We start from the raw sequence: 17,408 nt of genomic DNA on the forward strand, positions 1-17,408 counted from the left end.
GCCCTATTGGCCGCCAGTTTACCCAACCGTTGCCTCTTGTGTCATCAGCAGATCCCATCATCTAGTCAGGGGTTGTGTGCCTGTTGTCTTGCTGCCAGTTGCTACCGACAACCTATCTGCCTCGGCTGTGGCCGGGAGTTGGTTGTTATTGGTCGCTATTGTGGTTCTTGTATGAAACACAATCCTATCCCTGTGGTGGCTCCGGCCAGCTACCACTCGGCATTGGGGCCACTTGTCGGCCGAGTCAAATACCAGCAGGATTTTGCCCCGCTGCCGGCATTGGTTCGGGCCTTGTCTTGCAGAGTAAGGACGTTGGCGACCGCCGGACTTATCTGTTGGCCCCAGGTCTTGGTGCCTGTTCCTTTGCATCCGGCGAGGTTGCAACAGCGGGGCTTTAATCAGGCCTGGGTGATTGCATCTATGTTGAGTCAAGAGTTAGCGTTGCCGTTGGTGGACTCTTTGCTGCTGCGGGTAGCAGATACCGCACCCCAGGCCGGTCTAAGTGGCAAGGCTCGCAGGCGTAATCTGGCCAAGGCGTTTGCCGTGAGCGGAGAGTTACAGTGGCAACGATTGGTGTTGGTGGATGATGTGGTGACGACAGGCACCACTATCCGGGAAGCTGCCAGGGCTCTGGCTCCCTGGTCACCGGACATACAGGTGTGGTGCCTGGCCAGAGCAGAAGCGCCCGGATTGAGTCATAGCTCCTGAGCGGCTAAAGGTGGTAAGTATGTGTCAGCTAAATATCAAGATTCGACTTGAAATTGTGGAAGATAAAATCGAGATCCCGACAACAAAAAACTCAGCTCTATCGCTTTCGGGACTACAAAGCGCATGACAGTCGGAGTATGATATCGCTAATTCTTACTAATTTACTCAGGTTTACCCTGACGGAGCAGGTTGTCATGATTACCATTTCCGAAGCAGCTCAGGCGCACTTTGTTAAACTCCTGGATGGTCAGCCGGAAGGCACTCATATTCGGGTCTTTGTTATCAGCCCTGGGACTCCTCAGGCCGAATGTGGCGTTTCATATTGCCCACCGGATGCGGTTGAAGCCGACGATATCGAGTTGGAATTCAATGGCTTTAAGGCCATGGTCGATGAAAAGAGCGCCCCTTTCCTGGAAGAAGCCAGTATTGACCTGGTAGCCGATCAGTTGGGCTCACAACTGACTCTGAAAGCGCCCAACGCCAAGATGCGTAAAGTGTCTGATGATGCTTCACTGACCGAGCGCTTGGAGTATATGATCCAGGCCGAGATTAATCCCCAGCTGGCCAGCCACGGCGGTCACATCATGTTGGTGGAGATCACGGACGACGGCGTGGCGGTACTGCAGTTTGGCGGTGGTTGTAACGGTTGCTCCATGGTCGATGTGACCCTGAAAGACGGTATTGAGACTCAGCTGTTGGAGCGTTTCCCCGGTGAATTAACCGGTGTTCGTGATGTAACTGATCACCAACATGGCGACCATTCTTACCAGTAATTCTGGTATTTGGCTGCCAAAGAAAAGGACAGTATTGAACTGTCCTTTTTTATTGCCATCAGGCCTGGATAAAGTGGTGTTGGCGCCAGAGAAAGTGCAGCCCGAGACTCAGGCTACGCGCCAGCATAAAGGCACTCATCGCAACCCATAGAGCATGGTTACCCAGAGGTTGCAGTATGAACCAGACCGGGAAAAATACTGCCAAGCTGGCGAAAATCATGCTGTTACGCATCACTTTACCCTTGGTGGCACCAATATAGACACCGTCAAATAGATAGGAAGCAAATGCCAGCAGCGGCAGGACGATAAGCCATGGCAGGTAGAGCACGGCGGTGTGGCGAACCTCGGGAATATTGGTCAGCATGCCGATGAGCTGCTCACCGAAAATCCAGAAACAGCCGCTGAAGCCCAGGGCTATGATGGCCGACCAGCTAAACGCCAAGGCGACCGCTTGCCTGAGTGCATCCAAGTGTTTTTGTCCCATAGCTCGGCCCACTTCGGCCTCTGCATAGTAGGCAATACCGTCCAAAGCGTAAGAAATCAGCAGCAACATATTCAATAACACGGCATTGGCTGCGACAGTTTCATCGCCGAGCCCGGCTCCCTTGAAGGTCATAAAGGCGAAGGTGGCCTGCAAACACAAGCTGCGGATAAAGATATCCAGATTCAGGCTCAAGAGGCGACTAAAGTCACGGGGATGTAACTGCCCGAGTAGCTCAGCAATAGGCGGCACATTGAACTGTTTTAACTGGCGCAACACCATAGTACAGGCTACGGCACAGGCTGTCATATCGGCGATGACGGATGCCAGGGCCGCGCCTTCCACGCCCCAACCCAAACCTATAACAAACAGCAGATCCAGAGCTATATTGGCGCAGTTGGCGATGATCAACTGCCACATGGCGGCCTTGGGTTGTTGACGGCCCAGCAGCCAGCCAAGTAGAGACAGGTTCAGTAGTGCAAACGGGGCCGACCAGATACGAATGGAAAAGTAGCTGGCAGCGTAGTGGCTGACTTGCTCACTGGCATCGGAGAAACTGGCGGCCAGGCTGAGTATCGGCCCTTGCAACAGCAGAGCCATCAAGCCGAGGAAAAGTGCCAGCGAGCCGGCTTGCAACAACAGCTGCAGTTGCCGTGGTTTGTCATCGGCGCCATAGGCTTGGGCAACCAGGCCCGTGGTAGCCATACGCAGAAACCCCAGCAACCAGAACAGCAGTGTTATAATGGTCGAACCAACGGCGACGCCCCCGAGATAATAGGCGTCACTCAAGTGCCCTATGACAGCCGTATCCACCAGACCCAGTAGCGGCACTGTGATGTTGGACAGTATCATTGGAAGCGCCAGTGCAAACAGCTGGCGGTTTTTTTGCCTGTCGAACAGGCCAATGCTGGTGGTCATAATTTCTCAGAGGTTAATGATGTTGAAAAAGCTGTGCTTTTTGCTCTGCAGTTGTCTTGGGCTGATAAGTTCGCCCACCCTGGCGGCAGTCATTCTACAGTATCACCATGTTTCTGACAGCTCGCCGGCCAGTACCAGTGTGACTCCGGCCCAGTTTCGGGAACAGATGCAGTATCTGGCTGATCATGATTTCAACGTGGTGCCGCTGACCCAAGTGATAGAGGCGATTCGTCAGTCTCAAGCGCTGGCACCGAGAACGGTTGCCATCACCTTCGATGACGGTTACCTCAGTATTGCCGAGGCGGCGCACCCAATACTGAAAGAGTTTGGTTTTCCTTACACACTGTTTGTGGCAATAGAACCGATAGAAAAGGGTTATCGTGAGATGATGAGCTGGGAGCAGCTCAGAACACTGGCGGCAGAAGGCGCCGAGATTGCCAATCACAGTTGGGGGCATGAGCATCTGATCCGCCGCTATGCCACCGAAACCGAGGAGCAGTGGCTGGCGAGAATCGAAGCCAATCTACTGGCGACCGAGGCCCAAATTGCCAAAGAAACCGGCGACAATCTGAAGATAATCGCCTATCCCTACGGCGAATATAACAGCCAGTTGGAGGCCTTGTTGCAGCGACTGGGATTTGTTGGCTTGGGGCAGCAGTCCGGTGCGGCAGGCCTTCACTCTGCTTTGACCTCTTTGCCGCGATTCCCCGTGGCCGGCGCCTATGCCGATATGAATGCTCTCAAGGTGAAACTGCATAGCCTGAATATGCCGGTGCAGGCCATCTCCCCCAGTAACCCTGAGTTACCCATGGGCCAGTGGCGGCCTGAACTTGAGGTGACTTTGGACATGAGCGATATCAATCAGTCGCAGCTCATGTGTTATGTGCAGGGGCAGGGCGCCAAGAAACCTCAATGGTTGTCGGCGAATCGTTTCCGAATTCAGGCTGAACTGGACTTGCCGCCGGGGCGATCCAGATACAACTGTACTGCTCCCAGTAAACGTCACGGTAGCTATTATTGGTTTTCCCAAGCATGGGTTAGGCCAAAGGATGACGGCAGCTGGGTCAAGGAGTAGTCAGTAATTGCAACAACCTGGCCGGGATATTCGCCAGTGGCAACTGCTCGTTGCAGGCATTGAGTGCCACTGCCGAGCCCGGCATACCCCATACCACGGAACTGGCCTCATCCTGGGCTATGGTGTGTGCTCCCGCTTGACACATTTTCAGCAGGCCGGCCGCACCGTCTTTACCCATGCCCGTGAGAATCACCCCTATCGCCGACTTAGCGGCAATCTCGGCAATGCTGTTGAACAGCACGTCCACCGAGGGTTTGTGGCGGTTGACGGTTTCTGTGTCCAGCAGTCTGGTGTAGATATGTGCACCGCGACGTTCAACAACCAAGTGCGCATGGCCAGGTGCCAGATAGGCAACGCCCTGAGTCAATTTTTCCCCGCCCTGAGCCTCTATCACTTCCATTCTGGCGTGTTGGTTGAGGCGGCGGGCAAATGAAGCGCTGAAGGTCGCGGGAATATGCTGGGCTATGACTATGGGGGGGGTATTTTCCGGCAGCGGCGCCACTACCCGTTGAATGGCTTCAGTACCGCCGGTGGAAGCGCCTATGGCTATGATGCGGTGCTTGAGTTTGGCATCGCTGCTGAGCGGCGCCGAGCTGCCATATTGCGGGGTGACATGACTGGCGGCGGCCAGATGCACCTTATCGATCAGCTCTTGCTGATAGTCCAGTAGCCTGTTGGTCAAGTCCTGTTTAGGTTTGGCGATAAAGTCGACCGCCCCGAGGGACAAGGCCTCTAAGGTCACATCGGCGCCGCGCTCGGTTAAGGACGACACCATCACCACAGGCATGGGTCTTAGACGCATCAAGTTACGTAGAAAGGCCAGGCCATCCATCTTGGGCATTTCCACATCCAGGGTCAACACATCCGGCTGCAGTACTTTAATCATCTCTCTGGCTTTATAGGGGTCTTCGGCGCAGCCGACGACCATAATGTCTTTGGCCTGGCTGAGCATATGACTCAGCAACTGGCGCACTAGTGCCGAGTCGTCGATAACCAGTACTCTTACCATGATCAATATGACTCCTTACTTCCTGATGCGTGGGACTGTCGCGGCAGAATTGAGTTCTGATGCCGCAGGCGATAGGTGGTCTGGGCGACGGTTTCAAACTCACGGGAGATATTGGTCAGGCTTTCCGAGTGGCCGATAAACAACACGCCATCATCGGCCAGGAGTTTTCTGAAACCGGCCACTATCTTCTGCTTGGTACTCTGATCGAAATAAATCAGCACATTACGGCAGAAAATAGCATCGAACGGGCCCTGCATTGGCCAGGGTTCCAGTAAGTTGAGTTGTTTGAAGAAGATCAGTTTTTTTATCTGGCTGCTAATGCTGAACTCTTCCGCTCTGCTCTGCAGATAATGGTGCTGCCGCTTGGGGATGGCCTCCAGCCCTGTCAGGGGATAAACTCCGGCTTCGGCTCTGGCCAACACATTGGTATCGAGATCGGTTGCCAATATTTTCAGATCCCAGCCCGAGGCGGCGGGAAAGTGCTCTGCCAAGGTCATGGCTATGCTGTAGGGCTCTTCACCGCTGGAACAGGCCGCCGACCAAACTCTCAGCCTGCGCTGTTTGCGTTGCTGCCAATAGGGCACCAGCTCGGTTTCCAGAAAATTGAAGTGGTGCCGCTCCCGGAAAAAAGCGGTCAGATTGGTGGTCAGCGCGTTGATAAAGGGCGCCAGTTCCAGAGGGTCTCTTTGTAGCTTGAGACAATAATCACCGAAATTGGTCAGCCGCAGTAGTCGCAGTCGGCGGCTGAGCCTGGAATACACCATATGACGCTTGCGCTCGGGTAACACTATCCCTGTATGTTGATAGGCCAGCTCGCGGATAATACCAAAGTCCGCTGCTGTCATCGGGAATGCCTTCTCTTCATCGAAGCTCAATCAGTGTCTCCTAGAACTCGCTCCACTCTTCTGAACTGACACGGATCTTGGGAGACTTATCCCCGGCGATCAGGGTCAGGGGCTTGTGGGCGCCCTTTTCCAGATTAGCGGTATTGAAGAAGCCCAATTGACGCTTCATGCTCCTGGCCTGTTCTGCCATGGCATCACCGGCTGCCGAGACCTGTTCCACCAGGGCGGCGTTTTGCTGGGTCATTTCATCCATCTGCGACACAGCCTTATTGACCTCCTGGATCCCAACCGATTGCTGCTCGGCGGCTATGCTGATCTGGTTGATCATGTCGGCAACTTTAGAGACGGCTTGCACTATCTCCTGCAGGGTTTCACCGGATTGATTGACCAACTGGGTGCCATCCGTAACCTTGTTGACGCTGTCGCGGATAAGTTCTTTGATCTCTTTGGCAGCACCGGCGCTGCGCTGTGCCAGGTTACGTACCTCTCCGGCCACTACGGCAAAACCACGGCCCTGTTCTCCGGCTCTGGCTGCCTCGACCGCAGCATTCAGCGCCAGCAGGTTGGTTTGGAAGGCGATTTCATCTATCACGCTGATGATGTCGGCAATGCGCTTGCTCGAGGTGTTGATCTCCTCCATGGCACTGACGGCCTGTTTGACTACCTTGCCACCTTCGCCAGCTTTCTCGCTGGCCTGCTGGGCTAAGTTGTTGGCTAGAGTGGCATTTTCGGCGCTTTGTTTCACAGTGGCCGTCATCTGCTCCATGCTGGAGGCGGTTTGTTCCAGGGAGGCGGCCTGCTCTTCGGTACGCTGGCTAAGATCGGCGTTGCCCTGAGCTATCTCTTCGGCTCCAGAGGTGACGGTATTGGCCGAGTCATTGATACCCCCAATCACTTCGGTCAACTTGCTGATGGTGGCGTTGGCATCTTGCTGCAGCTTGGCAAACTGACCCTGATATTCGCCGTCGAGTTTATGATCCAGTTGCCCCTTGGCCAGGCCATCGAAGATATCGGCGACTTTGGAAATGACATTGTCGGCGATGCCGACCAAGCGGTTAAGGCCGTTGGAAAGATTAAGGAAGAAGCCTTCCTTGTTATGAATATCCAGGCGGCGGCTCAGATCACCGTCGTTGGCCGCCGTGATAATGGCATCAATCTCCTGCTCTATGGCTACCTCATCGGTACGATCGGCCCATTCAACCACAGTGCCAATTCGTCCCTGTTCCGCGTCCAGTATCGGGTTGGCAATGATTCTGAAGGTACGGCCACCGACTTGCAGCTGGCTGTCGTAGGTCTCGGTTAATCCGGCGAGAATATTGCGCTGGTGACTGGGGACCTTGTGGAAACCATCGATATTTTGTCCCAGCAGTTTGTCGGCATTGAACTTGGGCAGATCGCGAAGAATATCTTTCTCGGCTGCTTGAAACATCTGCTGCACAGCCTGGTTGAGGTAGATGATATTGCCGTCGTTATCCGCCACCATGGTATTTGAACTGACATTATCCAATGCCTGACGAATGCGAGCATTTTCGGCCGCCAGCTGTTTTTCCTGCTGCTCTCTGGCCAGGCTGGCGGTGATATCCTGCCACTCCACTACTGTGCCGGTACGCTTGCCCTGCTCAAATACCGGGGTGGCAATCAGGTTGAATGTCAGCCCGGCTACCTTGATGCGGGTGTTATAGCTGTCGGTGAGCTGGTCCAGCAATTGTCGCTGATGCTCAGGATGGCGATGGAAGATATCGATATTGCTGCCAATCAGCTTGCTCATGTTGAAGGCCTGCAACTCCTGTTGCAGCTTTTGCTCATTGCCGGCCAGCATTTCATTCAGTGAGTCGTTCAGGTAGATGATCTTGTAGTCGCTATCGGCGACCATCACATTGGCCTGGCAGACATTGAGAGCCTGCTTGATGCGGGTGTTCTCTGTAGCGCTTTGCAGCTCCAATTGTTGTTTGCTAAGGGCTTCGGTGAGATCTTGCCATTCGACCACAGTGGCAATACGCTGCTTGTTTTCGTCGAATACCGGCGAAGCTATCAGGCTGAAGGTGCGACGACCTACCTTGATCTGAGTCGAGTAAACCTGCTCCAAGCCGGCGATCAATTTCCTTTGATGCTCAGGGTTGCGGTGGAAAACATCCATATTGGCACCTTGCAGCTTGTCGGCCTGGAATTTGGGCAATACCTCTTGAATGTCGGCCTCGGCGTCCCGCATGGTTTGTTGCAGCGAGTGGTTGAAGTAGAGAATGTCACCGGCTGGATTGGCCACCATCACATTGGCCTGGCAGATATCCAGAGCCTTGAGAATGGCTTGCTGCTGTTGCTGGCTCTGACGCCAACGGCTGAGCTCGTCCAGCAGTGGCTTCCAGCCCGGCAGATCAAGCTCGGCAAACTGCTGCGTGCCGTCTTTCAGCAACCGCTGCAGTTGGTTGATGGCGCTATCCAGGGTGCCTTTGTGCTTGAGTGAGTGCAATAGCCCAAGCAGTATGCAAACCAGGGTGACGCCCTGCAGAATAATAATGATATTGGGATCCTGGCCTAGCAGCATGAGCGCCATCACGGCGATGCCCGTGATTAAGCCAAGCAGATTCCAGGGATTGCTGTTGATTAGGTTGGCATTGGCGGCATCCATTCTTCTTTCCTCGATGTCTTAAAGGTTGGCAGCCTGAGGCTGTTCCAAGTCCAGTTGCTGCAGCAAACTGGAAAGTTGTGATGCATCCGGCAGCACTTCATTACCGAGTAACATATTGATATTCAATAGTATGACCATCTTATCGGCCACACAGGTGAGCCCATGGATGAAACGCATGTCCGTGTCCTGGCCAAAATCGGGCGCACTGCGGATCTCGCTCTGGGTGATACTGAAAACATCGGAAACGGCATCCACCACTATGCCCATCACCTTGTGCTGTTTATCCAGGCGCACCTTCAGCACTATCACTACTGTGGTTGGGCCATATGCCAGGGTCTTGATACCGAATCTTTGGCGCAGATCTATGATGGGGACTATGGTGCCGCGCAGATTGATCACCCCTTTGACATGGGGCGGTGCATTGGGAATCACCGTGGTTGCTTCCCAGCCACGGATCTCCTGCACCGAGAGAATATCGACACCATATTCCTCATCGGCCATCATAAAGGTGAGGTATTGCTGTGAATGATCTTCCGCAGCTGCCGATGTTGCAGGGTTGGATTCTGTCATTGCGCTTCCCTTCTAGGCTGCATGTTCCTGAGTTTGATTGAGGCCAGACATGGCTACGAGTCCGGGAATATCCACTATCAGTGCCACCCGGCCGTCACCGAGAATGGTGGCGCCGGACACCCCGGGCACTTTGGCGTAGTTGTCTTCCAGACTCTTGATCACCACTTGTTGCTGCGCCAGCAACTCATCGACCAGCAGGCCGACTTTTTGGTTGTTGTTGTCCACCACCATCACCAGCCCCTCTTTGACCTCTTTGGCCTGAGCCTGGTGATTGAACTGCTGATAAACGCGGATGACTGGCAGGTACTCGTCTCGCAGGCGGATCACTTCGTGCTCTTCAGACAGCTTGTTGACCTTGCTGCTTTCCACTTGCAGCGACTCATAGATGGAGACCAGCGGCACCACATAAGTATGCTCGCCGACCCTCACCAACTGGCCGTCGAGAATGGCCAGGGTTAAAGGCAAACGAATGGTAAAACGGCTCCCCTTGCCGGGCGTTGAGGCCAGCTCTACACTGCCGCTGAGTGCTTGAATGTTGCGTTTGACCACATCCATACCCACGCCCCGGCCAGAGAGGTCGGAGACGCTGTCGGCGGTAGAAAAGCCGGGTTTAAAGATGAGTTGCTGAATCGCCTCTGTGCTGAGTTCTTCTTCAGCGCCGACCAAGCCTTTATCTCTGGCCTTGGCGAGAATTCTGCCGGTATCCAATCCTGCGCCGTCGTCGGTGATTTCTATGACGATATTGCCGCCTTGATGGAAGGCGTTGAGGGTGATCCTGCCGGTTTCCGGTTTACCCTTGGCGCTGCGCACTGCTGGGGATTCAATGCCGTGATCCAAAGAGTTACGTACCAGATGCACCATGGGGTCGACAATTTTCTCCATCACAGTCTTGTCCAGCTCTGTCTCCTCACCTTTGAGGAGCAGCTCGACTTTCTTGCCCAGCTGCTGACCTATATCGCGTACCAAGCGGGGAAAACGGTTGAAGGCGAAGCTGATAGGCAGCATGCGGATCTGCATCACGCTTTCCTGCAGATCCCGGGTGTGATTGGCCAATTGCTCCAGCCCCTGTTGCAGTGACAGCAGGGCGTTATCGTCAATGCGTTCCTGTTGGCCTATCTGCCCCAACATAGCTTGGGTGATCACTAGCTCACCCACCATATTGATCAGCATGTCTATCTTGTCGGTGCTGACCCGGATAGAACTGGTTTCCGCCGTTTTGGCAACAGCCTTGCCGGACTCCACTTTGGCTGTGGGGGCTGCGACCTGTGTCTCTTGGGAGGCAGGGACAGAAGTCGAGAGGGGGGCTTGTTCCTGCGGTGAGACACCTTCGACAAGCTGTGCCTTGGCGGGTAACTGCTGATAATGGATTTCACAGTCGTCCTCGACCCACTCAAACACCTCTTTTATCCGCTCAAGTGGCGCCTCTGTGTTGAGTTGCAGTTGCCAATACAGACGGCAGGATTCGGGGTCCAGGTCTTCAAACTCTGGCAGTTCCTGCGCTGGCAGGCTGACTTTTAGCTCACCCAGCTCGGCGAGTTCGTTGAACATCAAAATGGGGTCGTTGCCGCATCTGAGAATGTCGGCGCCGGCATGGAAATCTATCTGCCAGCTGAGCCCAATATCTTTGGTTTCAGACTCTTTGGTTTCTGATACTTTGGCTGCTGACTTTTCATTGTTTTGGCAGGCGTTATCCGGCGCATCTTCGACCCCGGCAACTTCGGACAGCTCCTGATTGAAGCGGTTTTCCAGCTCTTGTTGCTGGGGCGATTCAAAGCTTTGACCTGCCATCAAGGCCTGCAGCATGTTGCGCAGCAGATCCACCGACAAGAGCAACATATCCTGATGATTGGCGGTCATTTCCCGGCGGCCATCACGGATTTCATCCAACAGGGTTTCCAGCAAGTGGGTGAATCCGGCGACCTGGTTGAAACCAAAAGTGGCGCTGCCTCCCTTAATCGAATGGGCGGCACGAAAAATGGTATTTATGGTTTCCGGATCCGGTTGCTGCACGTTCAGTTTCAGCAGCTCAGATTCCATGACCTCCAGGCCTTCGAGGCTTTCTTCAAAGAACACCTGGGTGAATTGGCTCAGATCTATGTCCATATATCCGCTCCTTGCCGGAGGCTAACCCAATACTTTGCGAACCGTGGCCAACAGCTGATCCGGGTTGAAGGGTTTGACTATCCAACCGGTGGCTCCGGCGGCTCGTCCCTGTTGCTTCTTGTCTGTGGTCGACTCTGTGGTCAGCATCAACATGGGCACAAACTTGTAGTTGGGCAGCTCGCGCAAGTTACGTATCAGCTCGATACCATCCATAATTGGCATGTTGACGTCCGATATCACCAGGTCAAACTCTCTGCCTTGGGCTACTTTCAACGCTTCCTCGCCATTGTTGGCTTCGGTCACGTCGAAACCTGCTGTCTTGAGAGTAAAGCTCACCATTTGCCGCATGGAGGCTGAATCATCAACTGCGAGGATTGTCTTCATTGAGCGTTTCCTTTTCAAAATCCGAATCGAGTGTCGGGATCCTGATCCCCAGGCGCGTCAGTTGAGCGATAAAGGTGGGTTGAGCCTGTTGCCATGACAGTTTCAACCCTCGCTTGTCGCAACTCAGAGCAAACAGGTACAGCAACTGGGCGCCGGCAGTATCCACCTTGTGCAACTCACCGGCATCCAGGATCAATTCATCGACCCGATGCAAGAGCTCCAATAGTTTTTGGTAGAGTGGCTGAATATTGCGAATGCTGATCTCTGAACCCAGTGCCAGTGTGTCGATGGACATAGTGCTTCCCTGTTTTCCCAACACACAAAAGATAGTCGGCAAATTTCACTTCTGCCTCTTTTCAAAAGAAAAAATGGTATATGAATGACTAGGCTCTTTAGGGGGTTAGTGAGGCCCTTGATACTGAGTAACCAGAGTGCGAAAGTCGGCCAGCAGTTCATCGTTGCGGATTTGCGGCAGTTGTCCGGGTGTCTGTGAACTGGGCTTGATGGTGGCGTAGCGGCGGCCGTCGGGCGAGATCAGGATCAAAGAGGCGCTGTGATCCACTTGGTAGTCAGGGCCATCGCCGACCAGTGAATACACCAGGCCCAGATCGCGGCTGAAGGGCAGTAATGCCGGGTGCTCGGCTCGCAAACCTATGAACTCGGGATTAAAGAAGGCCAGGTAATCCTTGAGTTTGCTTTGGCTGTCACGCTCAGGGTCGACACTGAGCAGTATCACCTGTATTGGTGCCACTTGTGCCAGTTTCGGGTAGACGGCACTGAGTTTGCCAAGGGTGGTGGGACATACGTCCGGGCAGGAGGTGTAACCGGCGAAAATTAGACTCCATTGCTGTTTTAGCTTGTCATTATCGAATTGATGGCCGTTTTGGTCCTGCAACTCAAAAGGTTGCAGTGGTCTTGGGGTTTCATATTGAAAGCTGGTTTGCAATGCCTGCGGCGGCTGAGACGAAGGTCGGTGAAACAGCTGTACACTGGCCAAACCGCCAAGACCTATGAGCAAAATCCCCGCCACCAAGATGCGTTTCTTCATGATTCAACTCCAGAGGTAATGATCCACCAGCAGGGCAATAAACAGCAGCATCAGCTGATAGATAGAGAAACGGAACACGGCCATCGCCAGCCCGGGACGATCGGCAAACTTGAGTTGCCAGGCCTTGTAGATAAACAGGCAACTGAGAATGGTGGAAGCCAGCAGATAGACGGGGCCACTCAAGCCAACCAAAACCGGCAATAAGCAGGCGATGGCCAGCAGAAGGGTGTAGAGCAGAATACAGGTCTTGGTAAATTCCACCCCGTGAGTCACAGGCAGCATGGGGATATCCACCTTGGCGTACTCTTTTTGACGGTGAATGGCCAAGGCCCAGAAATGAGGCGGAGTCCAGGTGAAAATAATGATCACCAACAGCCAGGCGTGGCCGTGAAAGTCATTGGTTACCGCCGTCCAACCCAGCAGTGGCGGCATGGCACCGGCAAGGCCACCTATCACGATATTTTGGGGGGTTGCCCGCTTTAAATAGGCGGTATAGATAAGGGCGTAGCCAATCAGGCTGGCACAGGTCAACCAGGCGGTGAGTGGATTCACCAGCCAATAGAGTAGGGTAAAGCCCGCCACTCCAAGCAAGACGGCAAAGCTCAAGGCCCGGCTCACGCTCACTCGTCCCTTGGGTAAGGGGCGGTTATAAGTGCGGGCCATCAGGCCATCGATGCGTCGATCGATAAGGTGATTCAAGGCGGCCGCCGAGCCCGCCATCATGGCAATTCCCATTAGCCCGGCAAGCAAAGGCTGTAGGGGGACGGCACCGGGCAACGCCAGGCACATGCCCACCAGGACGGTGAGCAGCATCAGCGCTACCACCTTGGGCTTGGTCATTTCCAGGTAATCGCGCCAGGAGATCTCTGTGCGGGTCGCGTCCTGGGCTATGGAGAGTAGTTTGGCCATAAACAGTCCCTCTTTAGGCTTTACGCCAAAGCGCATAGTTGATGAATACCAAAGTCAGCAGCAGCAGGGCTGCGCCGCCGTTATGGGCAACCGCCACCGGCAGCGGCAGATGCAGCAATACGTTGGCCAGGCCCAATGACAGCTGTAATCCCAGCACCAAGGTGAGTACCAGAGCCGAGCGTTTCAGCATGCTCGAGTCGGCTCTGCGCCAGAGCATCAATGCCAGGGTGAGTACCACTATCGCGGTCAGCAGGGCACCTATTCGGTGGGCAATATGTATGGTCATCCGGGTGTGATAATCCAATACGCCGAACTCAAAGCTGGGATGCTGCCCCTGAAAAGGAGAGAAGGCATCTGCCAGACGTAGGTTGCTGCTCCAGTCACCTTCGCAGATAGGCAACTCTGTGCAGGCCAGGGCGGCGTAGTTGGAGGAGGTCCAGCCGCCGAGCATAATTTGCAGTACCACAATGGCCAGCGCCACCATGGCCAAAGGCGCCAAGGTGCGGGCTTGGGGATCGCCATCCGGGATTGGCAGAGGCCTGAGCCTGAGATACAGCAGCAACAGCAGCGAAAACAGGGTGAATCCCCCGAGCAGGTGAGACATGACCACGACGGGCATCAGTTTCATGGTCACAGTCCACATTCCCAGCAGCGCCTGAAATACTATCAGTGCGGCGATCAGTCCCGGTAGCTTCTTCGGGGTTGCGCTGCCACGCCAACTCTGGATCAAAATAAGTAATACCAGAATCCCCAGCGAGCCGGCCACGTATCTGTGGATCATCTCCAGCCAGGCTTTCTTGGGTTCGATTTCTTGTCCCGGAAAGTGGCGTTCGACATGAGCCAACTCATGGGCCTGGGAAGGCACTTTGATATGGCCATAGCAACCGGGCCAGTCGGGGCAGCCAAGGCCGGCATCCGACAGCCGGGTGTAGGCGCCCAACAGGATGACCGTCAGAGTGCAGATCAGGGTCATCTTCAGTAGCAAGTTCAGTTTCATCAGCCCACCCTCGAGAGTTTCAACAGCTTGCGCAGGTCGCTGACCAAGGCCTTGCCCTGCAAGAGTTGGCCCTGGTGACCCACTATCACAGGATAGGCCAACACCCAAGCGCCCAGAGGATCGACTATCACCAACATCTGCTGCTGTAATGGATTCTCGGCGGTCAGAGGTTTATCCAGAGTGACTCGATGAAAGTCCTTGTTTAGCGGAGCTTCCGTGTCGCTTTCCCGGTTGATGAAAATCAGGGTGTCGACCCTGTCCATCTCGGCGCCCAGCGCCGTATGGCTCTGCTGTAATATGTAGAGTCGTTCCTGGCACAGTTCATCGCAGTTGGCCGGTATCAGGTATAGGACTTGCCAACGGCCGGGAAGCGGGTTGTCTAGCCCAAGTTGTTGATAACCCAGATTAGCCGGCAGCAACTGGCCCTTATTGGTGGCTCCGCCTTGATACAGCTCGAAGCTCAGTACCAGTTTTGCCAGTATCACCGGCAGGGCAAAGGCCAGCAGTAGTATCAAGAGTGGTCTTTGGGTTCGGGAGTTCATCCTGGCTCCTCTTGCTGTAATTGGGCGTTCTGAATTCAGCTCGCCCTATGGTTAGTGTCGATTCAGTTTCCAGCGCCACCAGACAAGCAGTAATAACAGGGCGGCAGCCATGGAAAACCACTGCAGGGCATAACCCAGGTGTTTTTCAGCCGGCATGGGCAATGGCTGCCAGGGTCTTGGCAAGTCCACACCTTCCAGCTGAACCGGCTGCAACACGGCCGGGATCAGTTTGTGCCCAAGCAAGTGTTCGAGCTGCGGCCAGTTGAGATTTTGTATTCGCTTGGGCCAACCGGCTTCGGCCAAGAGCTCTTGGCTCAGTGGGTTACTGCCCTTTTGCCACAATCGGCCTTCGAGGGTGAGGCGTGGCGGTAATGGCAATATCTCTGGCAGTTCACTGCGTTTTTCTGCGGCTGGGATAAACCCCAGCTCCAGCAATAGCCAGGGTTGCTCCGGCTCAACTTGCAAAGGTTGCAGCAACAGGTAGCCCACGCGTCCCTGATACACCTGGTTGTCCAGCAGCAATTGCTTTCCGCTCAATACATTGGCGCTCAGCTGCAGTTTCTGCCCTGTGAGTCGGGTGTCTGGGTCTTGCCTCAGCAGAGCTGAAAAGCTGCTTGGCCCCGCATCCGCTCTGGCGGTAATCTCCTGGGCCAATAGTTGCTTTTCTTCAGCGCGCTGCAGTTGCCAGAATCCCAGCTTGACCATGAGTAGAAACAGCCCCAAAGTAAATAACAGTGCAAGGTAACGCCCCCAAGGGATGGGAGAGTGAATGTCAGTCAGTTTTTTCTTTAAAGTCATATTGGTACTGCTACTGCTGTTCATCATTTTCAACCTTGGTCGCGCCCTGTGGATCATGGTGCGCGGCGATTCATCTGTTCCCATGAGCCGTTTTCTTGGCCGCCGGGTGCTGTTTTCGGCGTTGGTGGTTCTTTTGTTGCTGCTGGCATTGGGGCTGGGGATTATTTCCCCTAATCCCCGGCCTTACTAAAGCACATACACAAAAACAAACAGGCATAGCCACACCACATCGACAAAGTGCCAATACCAACTGCCGGCCTGAAAGGCAAAGTGACGCTCAGCGCTGAAGTGCCCCTTTAAAACCCTGAAAAACAGCACCAACAGGAACAGCGTGCCCAGAGTCACATGCATACCGTGGAAACCTGTCAGCAGGAAGAAGGTGTTGCCATAAACGCCGGACTGCAGCGTCAGCCCCAGCTCAGTGTAGGCATGGACATATTCCTCTCCCTGCAAGATTAAAAACGCCAGTCCCAGCAAGATGGTGACTCCAAGCCAAAGGGTTAAGGCGGTGCGTTTGCCTTTCTCTAACCCCAGGTGGGCAAAATGCAGGGTAATAGAGGAGGTAAGCAGAATAATGGTGTTGAAAAGGGGTAAACCATTCCAACCCATGGCTTGGGTTTCAGTGCCGTCCGGGGTTTTCAGTAAGGGCCAGCCTGCGCTGAATCCAGGCCAGAGCACTTCGTTGGTCATGGCATTGTTGGATGCGCCACCCAACCAAGGCACGGCCACCATACGGGCATAGAAGAGGGCGCCGAAAAAGGCCGCAAAGAACATCACCTCAGAGAAGATGAACCAACTCATTCCCTGCCGAAATGACCTGTCCATCTGTGGCGAATAGAGACCACTCATGGATTCATGGATCACGTTTCTGAACCAGCCAATCAGCATGAACAGAATGACAGCAATTCCTGCCAGCAGTACGTAACTGCCGTGGCCACCGTCAGACTTGAGCTGGGATACATAAGTACCGGCACCATAGGCGATAAGGAAAAGCCCCAATGCGCCGACAATCGGCCAGGCGCTTTGAGCCGGAACATAATAGTGTTCATGTTTACTGGTCATTTCGCTGCTCCTTGCTCCAGGGCATCGGATATCTGTCTATCCGTGATGTCATAGAGGGTGTAAGAGAGGGTCAGAGTGCTGATGGAGTCCGGCAGGTCCGGATCCACGTAAAACACCAGTGGCAACTCGGCACTGGCATCGGCAGCCAGCGGCTGCTGATTGAAACAGAAGCACTCGGTTTTATTGAAGTAGGCGGCACCTTGTCCCGGTGAAACGGAAGGGATCGCCTGACCTATCTTGTATTGGTGTGACAGGTTGCGGGCCAGAAAGCGGGTATGGGTCAACTGGCCGGGATGCACCTTGATACGGGTCACTTCCGGCTTGAACTCCCACGGCATTCCCTTGGCCACCTGAGAGATAAACTCCACAGTGACCAAGCGGCTGTTATCCACTTGGGCACTATAAGTGGCGGCGCTGGTGTTGGTCTTGCCATTGATCCCCAACTGCTGACAAAGCACATCATAGAGCGGCACCAGGGCAAAGCCGAAGCCGAACATGGCTACGGCACCAAGCAGCAGCAGGCGTACCAGTTTACGGTTGTCGGGGCGGGAGTCTGCCAT

General features: G+C 54.4%; 19 protein-coding genes. 4 read left to right on the forward strand and 15 right to left on the reverse strand.

The window, feature by feature from the left end; translation table 11 throughout:
- The first annotated feature begins 171 nt into the window (after positions 1-171).
- Together RC73_RS14455 and nfuA are read left to right on the forward strand one after the other, a co-directional pair.
- On the forward strand, positions 172-708 hold the full coding sequence (locus RC73_RS14455; RefSeq protein ID WP_233962971.1) for a ComF family protein: 537 nt from the start codon (positions 172-174) through the stop codon (positions 706-708).
- A 194-nt stretch (positions 709-902) separates the two neighbouring features.
- Complete coding sequence (nfuA, locus tag RC73_RS14460) at positions 903-1,481, forward strand: Fe-S biogenesis protein NfuA (RefSeq protein WP_039035317.1); 579 nt, start codon at positions 903-905, stop codon at positions 1,479-1,481.
- Positions 1,482-1,539: 58 nt separating this feature from the next.
- Here nfuA and RC73_RS14465 read toward each other — a convergent pair whose 3' ends face one another.
- Positions 1,540-2,880, reverse strand: coding sequence for an MATE family efflux transporter (locus tag RC73_RS14465; RefSeq protein ID WP_039035318.1), 1,341 nt, complete (start codon positions 2,878-2,880; stop codon positions 1,540-1,542).
- Positions 2,881-2,899: 19 nt separating this feature from the next.
- Here RC73_RS14465 and RC73_RS14470 point away from each other — a divergent pair, with 19 nt between their 5' ends.
- Positions 2,900-3,955, forward strand: coding sequence for a polysaccharide deacetylase family protein (locus RC73_RS14470; protein WP_039035319.1), 1,056 nt, complete (start codon positions 2,900-2,902; stop codon positions 3,953-3,955).
- Here the strand turns inward: RC73_RS14470 and RC73_RS14475 are convergent.
- The 12 genes from RC73_RS14475 to RC73_RS14530 form a co-directional block, all read right to left on the reverse strand.
- Positions 3,945-4,964 (reverse strand): protein-glutamate methylesterase/protein-glutamine glutaminase, encoded by a 1,020-nt coding sequence (locus tag RC73_RS14475; RefSeq protein ID WP_039035320.1) that lies wholly within the window; start codon positions 4,962-4,964, stop codon positions 3,945-3,947. The genes RC73_RS14470 and RC73_RS14475 overlap by 11 nt on opposite strands.
- 2 nt (positions 4,965-4,966) lie before the next feature.
- Positions 4,967-5,839: a CheR family methyltransferase gene (locus tag RC73_RS14480; protein WP_039035321.1), complete on the reverse strand. Its 873-nt coding sequence runs from the start codon at positions 5,837-5,839 to the stop codon at positions 4,967-4,969.
- Positions 5,840-5,849: 10 nt separating this feature from the next.
- The gene (locus RC73_RS21440) at positions 5,850-8,435 is read right to left on the reverse strand and encodes a methyl-accepting chemotaxis protein (RefSeq protein ID WP_039035322.1); all 2,586 of its coding nucleotides are present in this window, start codon (positions 8,433-8,435) and stop codon (positions 5,850-5,852) included.
- A gap of 18 nt (positions 8,436-8,453) precedes the next feature.
- Positions 8,454-9,005 carry a chemotaxis protein CheW gene (locus RC73_RS14490; protein WP_039035323.1) on the reverse strand — a complete coding sequence of 184 codons (552 nt, stop codon included), beginning with the start codon at positions 9,003-9,005 and terminating at the stop codon, positions 8,454-8,456.
- Positions 9,006-9,017: 12 nt separating this feature from the next.
- Complete coding sequence (locus tag RC73_RS14495) at positions 9,018-11,108, reverse strand: chemotaxis protein CheA (RefSeq protein ID WP_039035324.1); 2,091 nt, start codon at positions 11,106-11,108, stop codon at positions 9,018-9,020.
- Between the two features lie 21 nt (positions 11,109-11,129).
- The gene (locus RC73_RS14500) at positions 11,130-11,492 is read right to left on the reverse strand and encodes a response regulator (protein ID WP_025010825.1); all 363 of its coding nucleotides are present in this window, start codon (positions 11,490-11,492) and stop codon (positions 11,130-11,132) included.
- A complete protein-coding gene (locus tag RC73_RS14505; RefSeq protein WP_028780840.1) occupies positions 11,470-11,787 on the reverse strand; it encodes an STAS domain-containing protein in 318 nt (105 codons plus the stop codon). The genes RC73_RS14500 and RC73_RS14505 overlap by 23 nt, the downstream gene beginning before the upstream one ends.
- 105 nt (positions 11,788-11,892) lie before the next feature.
- Positions 11,893-12,540 (reverse strand): SCO family protein, encoded by a 648-nt coding sequence (locus RC73_RS14510; protein WP_039035325.1) that lies wholly within the window; start codon positions 12,538-12,540, stop codon positions 11,893-11,895.
- 3 nt (positions 12,541-12,543) lie between these two features.
- The gene (cyoE, locus tag RC73_RS14515; RefSeq protein WP_039035326.1) at positions 12,544-13,449 is read right to left on the reverse strand and encodes a heme o synthase; all 906 of its coding nucleotides are present in this window, start codon (positions 13,447-13,449) and stop codon (positions 12,544-12,546) included.
- 13 nt (positions 13,450-13,462) lie between these two features.
- Positions 13,463-14,446, reverse strand: a complete 984-nt coding sequence (locus RC73_RS14520) for a COX15/CtaA family protein (protein ID WP_039035327.1) — start codon at positions 14,444-14,446, stop codon at positions 13,463-13,465.
- A complete protein-coding gene (locus tag RC73_RS14525) occupies positions 14,446-14,988 on the reverse strand; it encodes a hypothetical protein (protein ID WP_039035328.1) in 543 nt (180 codons plus the stop codon). Before RC73_RS14525 ends, RC73_RS14520 begins: the two co-directional genes overlap by 1 nt.
- Positions 14,989-15,039: 51 nt before the next feature.
- Positions 15,040-15,786 carry an SURF1 family protein gene (locus RC73_RS14530; protein WP_152608450.1) on the reverse strand — a complete coding sequence of 249 codons (747 nt, stop codon included), beginning with the start codon at positions 15,784-15,786 and terminating at the stop codon, positions 15,040-15,042.
- On the opposite strand from RC73_RS14530, the gene RC73_RS14535 reads away from it, so the two are divergent.
- The gene (locus tag RC73_RS14535; RefSeq protein WP_039035353.1) at positions 15,758-15,976 is read left to right on the forward strand and encodes a DUF2909 family protein; all 219 of its coding nucleotides are present in this window, start codon (positions 15,758-15,760) and stop codon (positions 15,974-15,976) included. The genes RC73_RS14530 and RC73_RS14535 overlap by 29 nt on opposite strands.
- Here the strand turns inward: RC73_RS14535 and RC73_RS14540 are convergent.
- Positions 15,973-16,848, reverse strand: coding sequence for a cytochrome c oxidase subunit 3 (locus RC73_RS14540; protein WP_039035329.1), 876 nt, complete (start codon positions 16,846-16,848; stop codon positions 15,973-15,975). The genes RC73_RS14535 and RC73_RS14540 overlap by 4 nt on opposite strands.
- Positions 16,845-17,408, reverse strand: coding sequence for a cytochrome c oxidase assembly protein (locus RC73_RS14545; RefSeq protein WP_028780846.1), 564 nt, complete (start codon positions 17,406-17,408; stop codon positions 16,845-16,847). Before RC73_RS14545 ends, RC73_RS14540 begins: the two co-directional genes overlap by 4 nt.

Source organism: Shewanella sp. ECSMB14102 (assembly GCF_000813075.1).
In the GTDB taxonomy this organism is placed as follows: domain Bacteria; phylum Pseudomonadota; class Gammaproteobacteria; order Enterobacterales; family Shewanellaceae; genus Shewanella; species Shewanella indica.

Excerpts from the sequence above, each read along its gene's own strand:
- RC73_RS14545 (WP_028780846.1), bottom strand. The coding sequence starts at position 17,408 with ATGGCAGACTCCCGCCCCGACAACCGTAAACTGGTACGCCTGCTGCTG.
- RC73_RS14495 (WP_039035324.1), bottom strand. The coding sequence starts at position 11,108 with ATGGACATAGATCTGAGCCAATTCACCCAGGTGTTCTTTGAAGAAAGC.
- RC73_RS14455 (WP_233962971.1), top strand. The coding sequence starts at position 172 with ATGAAACACAATCCTATCCCTGTGGTGGCTCCGGCCAGCTACCACTCG.
- RC73_RS14505 (WP_028780840.1), bottom strand. The coding sequence starts at position 11,787 with ATGTCCATCGACACACTGGCACTGGGTTCAGAGATCAGCATTCGCAAT.
- RC73_RS14535 (WP_039035353.1), top strand. The coding sequence starts at position 15,758 with ATGTCAGTCAGTTTTTTCTTTAAAGTCATATTGGTACTGCTACTGCTG.
- nfuA (WP_039035317.1), top strand. The coding sequence starts at position 903 with ATGATTACCATTTCCGAAGCAGCTCAGGCGCACTTTGTTAAACTCCTG.
- RC73_RS14530 (WP_152608450.1), bottom strand. The coding sequence starts at position 15,786 with ATGACTTTAAAGAAAAAACTGACTGACATTCACTCTCCCATCCCTTGG.
- RC73_RS14510 (WP_039035325.1), bottom strand. The coding sequence starts at position 12,540 with ATGAAGAAACGCATCTTGGTGGCGGGGATTTTGCTCATAGGTCTTGGC.
- RC73_RS14475 (WP_039035320.1), bottom strand. The coding sequence starts at position 4,964 with ATGGTAAGAGTACTGGTTATCGACGACTCGGCACTAGTGCGCCAGTTG.
- RC73_RS14540 (WP_039035329.1), bottom strand. The coding sequence starts at position 16,848 with ATGACCAGTAAACATGAACACTATTATGTTCCGGCTCAAAGCGCCTGG.
- RC73_RS14500 (WP_025010825.1), bottom strand. The coding sequence starts at position 11,492 with ATGAAGACAATCCTCGCAGTTGATGATTCAGCCTCCATGCGGCAAATG.
- cyoE (WP_039035326.1), bottom strand. The coding sequence starts at position 13,449 with ATGGCCAAACTACTCTCCATAGCCCAGGACGCGACCCGCACAGAGATC.
- RC73_RS14470 (WP_039035319.1), top strand. The coding sequence starts at position 2,900 with ATGTTGAAAAAGCTGTGCTTTTTGCTCTGCAGTTGTCTTGGGCTGATA.
- RC73_RS14520 (WP_039035327.1), bottom strand. The coding sequence starts at position 14,446 with ATGAAACTGAACTTGCTACTGAAGATGACCCTGATCTGCACTCTGACG.
- RC73_RS14465 (WP_039035318.1), bottom strand. The coding sequence starts at position 2,880 with ATGACCACCAGCATTGGCCTGTTCGACAGGCAAAAAAACCGCCAGCTG.
- RC73_RS14525 (WP_039035328.1), bottom strand. The coding sequence starts at position 14,988 with ATGAACTCCCGAACCCAAAGACCACTCTTGATACTACTGCTGGCCTTT.
- RC73_RS14490 (WP_039035323.1), bottom strand. The coding sequence starts at position 9,005 with ATGACAGAATCCAACCCTGCAACATCGGCAGCTGCGGAAGATCATTCA.
- RC73_RS21440 (WP_039035322.1), bottom strand. The coding sequence starts at position 8,435 with ATGGATGCCGCCAATGCCAACCTAATCAACAGCAATCCCTGGAATCTG.